This is a genomic window from Burkholderia sp. Ac-20353, assembly GCF_017104785.1.
Taxonomy (GTDB): Bacteria; Pseudomonadota; Gammaproteobacteria; order Burkholderiales; family Burkholderiaceae; genus Burkholderia.
In genome coordinates this window covers 1-2912 of the sequence record NZ_JAAGPL010000402.1, presented here as the reverse complement: position 1 = coordinate 2912, position 2912 = coordinate 1, and the positions used below count along the sequence as shown (strand labels likewise).

The following is a 2912-nucleotide window of genomic DNA, read 5'->3' as shown; positions in this document are numbered from 1 at the left end:
CTGCTCGCCGTCAGGGCCGCCGCGCTCGTAGAGCGCGACCCGGTGGCCGTCGCCGGCCAGCCGCCATGCGATCAGGCGGCCGACGAGGCCGCCGCCCAGTACCGCGAAATCCGGCCGGGAATTCGTGACGGTCATCGCGCGCCCTCCTCGCGGAACACGCATGCGCGCCGTGCGGACGCACGTGCGCGGCCCCGTGCGAGTGCACGCGGGACGGTACAAAAGACTGAAGATTGAACGGTCATCGCATCCTTCCGTAACGCGCAGTTGCGCGTACCCAAAAGGACGAAACCGGCAGCAAAGGCCGGCCGGGCGGGACAGGGCGCTGGCAATGGGGAGGCAGCCAGCACGGCCCGGCGGGATCGGAAACTTCCCGCGCCGGTATTACCCGGATCGGGTGCAAAGGGTCTCTCTCAGCCTCGCCGCGCCGCCCGGACTATCTGCCGGCTGCGCACGAAGCACCCCTGTTTCGTCGACGGCCATTAGACCATAAAAGCGGAAACGGCCGCAAACTGTCCCCGGTCGGCAATTTCACCGATGCCGCACGCCGGTCTGGCACAATGCCCGCAGGCCGGCACGCGTTTCACGTGCCGGCCGCCGTATCACCGCCGGCCGTTAAGGGCCATTTAAGACGCGCGGGCCACCATCCGGAACGCCCGCGCGACGGGCGCCTTTTCGCGGCATGCCGTTCCGCGGCGCGCGCGGCTTCACCTGACGCGCGCCGGCTACTCATCAGGAAGCACATGACCCAATCGACCCACACCGCCCACGACGCACCGCAGGACGAGCGCCCGGTATCCGCGTGGAGCCTCATCAAGCCCTACTGGGTCTCGTCCGAATGGAAAATCGCGTGGGGGCTGCTCGTCACGATCATCGTGATCAACCTCTGCGTCGTCTGGATCAACGTGCGACTCAACAAATGGAACGCGGAGTTCTACAACGCACTGCAATCGAAGGACGTCCACGACTTCCCGAACCTGCTGATGCAGTTCTCGGCGCTCGCGTTCGGCTTCATCATCCTCGCCGTGTACGGCCGCTACCTGCGGCAGATGCTCGGCTTCCGCTGGCGCCAGTGGCTCACCGAGCGCTTCCTCGGCCAGTGGCTCGGCGACCGCGCGTTCTACCGGATCGAACGCGACCGCCTCGCTGACAACCCCGACCAGCGGATCACCGACGACCTGCAATCGTTCGCGACGACCACGCTCGCGCTGTCGCTCGACCTGCTGTCGACGGTCGTCACGCTCGTGTCGTTCATCACGATCCTGTGGTCGCTCGCGGGCGCGCTGACGCTCACGCTCGGCGGCACCCCGATCGCGATCCCCGGCTACATGGTGTGGGCAGCCGCGCTGTACGCGGTGGTCGGCTCGCTGATCATCCAGAAGGTCGGCCATCCGCTCGTGTCGATCAACTACCAGCAGCAGCGCGTCGAGGCGGATTTCCGCTTCGGGCTGATCCGCGTGCGCGAGAACGCCGAGCAGATCGCGTTCTACGACGGCGAGAACACCGAGAACGGCAATGCGCATAACCTGTTCATGCGGATCCGCGACAACTGGTGGCGCGTGATGAAGTACACGAAGCGGCTCACGTTCGTGCTGAGCTTCTACGGCCAGATCGCGATCATCTTCCCGCTCGTCGTCGCCGCGCCGCGCTACTTCGCGGGCGCATTCTCGTTCGGCGTGCTGATGCAGATCTCGTCCGCGTTCAACACCGTCAGCGACTCGTTCTCCTGGTTCATCAACAGCTACAGCACCCTCGTCGAATGGCGCGCGACGGTCAACCGTCTGCGCGAATTCAAGCGCGTGATGGGTGCATCGCACCTGAAGGAAAGCGTGTCGCCCGCGACCGAGCACGGCGGCATCAACCTGCACTACGTCGACAGCGAGCAACTGTCGACGTCGTCGCTGAAGCTCGCGCTGCCGAACGGCAACGCGCTCGCGGACATCGGCACCGTCACGATCGAGCCCGGCTCACGCTGGCTCGTGATCGGCAAGTCGGGTTCGGGCAAGAGCACGTTCATGCGCGCGCTCGCGGGCCTGTGGCCGTTCGGCGACGGCGCGATCGACGCACCGGTCGGCGCGCGAATGATGTTCGTGCCGCAGACGAGCTATCTGCCGATCGGCACGCTGAAGGCCGCGCTCACCTACCCGGCCACCGCCGACGTGTTCAGCGACGAAGCATGCCGCGACGCGCTGCGCGCGTGCCGGCTCGAGGACTACGTCGACCGGCTCGGCGAGACCGCGCACTGGACGCGCGTGCTGTCGCCGGGCGAACAGCAGCGTCTCGCGGGCGCGCGTGTGCTGCTGCACAAGCCCGACTTCCTGTTCCTCGACGAAGCGACGAGCGCGCTCGATGCGGACAACGAAGCGCGCCTCTATCACGTTTTCAACGAGCGGCTGCCGCAGGCCGCGATCGTCAGCATCGCGCACCGCGAATCGCTCGCGGCGTACCACGGCGGCACGATCAACGTCGAACGCGTGAGCGACAGCGACAGGGTCGCCGCGTAATCGTTGTTGGCTGGCACGAGCCTGCTCTAGTTGGTACAAGCAGGCTCGCCACCCTCCCCCTTATCCGCCAGCGCAATCTCCGCCGACACGATCGGCCGGTGCGACGCGCCGTCGTGCGACAAATGGCTCTCGAACAGCGTGAGGGCATCGAAACGCAACGCGACCGGTTCGCGCAGCATGCCGCCGTGCGCGGGCTGCCCGACCGCATAGTGCGGCACCCGCGCGAGCGTCACGTGCGGCCGGAACGACCGGCGATCGGTCGGCAGGCCGAGATCCCGCAACGCCGCGACGAGCGCGTCGTTCAGCGCGACCAGCGCCGGTTCGGCGCCGAGCGCCGCGACGATCAGGCGCGCCTTCGGCAGGCTCGGCCACCACGCGAGCCGCTCGACCTGCTGCAGCGGCAGCGCGTTC

3 protein-coding genes and 1 riboswitch are annotated in these 2912 nt (G+C 67.4%); of the genes, 1 reads left to right on the top strand and 2 read right to left on the bottom strand.

Features of this window, described 5'->3' with window-relative positions:
- A partial coding sequence (locus tag G3N94_RS40655) for an FAD-dependent oxidoreductase (RefSeq protein ID WP_205799811.1) occupies window positions 1-135 on the bottom strand: 135 nt, incomplete at its 3' end.
- Window positions 136-350: 215 nt separating this feature from the next.
- A riboswitch (TPP riboswitch) is annotated at window positions 351-473 on the bottom strand.
- Window positions 474-740: 267 nt separating this feature from the next.
- On the opposite strand from G3N94_RS40655, the gene G3N94_RS40650 reads away from it, so the two are divergent.
- Complete coding sequence (locus G3N94_RS40650) at window positions 741-2501, top strand: ABC transporter ATP-binding protein/permease (RefSeq protein ID WP_205799810.1); 1761 nt, start codon at window positions 741-743, stop codon at window positions 2499-2501.
- 26 nt (window positions 2502-2527) lie between these two features.
- Here the strand turns inward: G3N94_RS40650 and G3N94_RS40645 are convergent.
- Window positions 2528-2912 (bottom strand): 2'-5' RNA ligase family protein (locus G3N94_RS40645; RefSeq protein ID WP_346778776.1); only part of this gene is annotated, 385 nt, incomplete at its 5' end.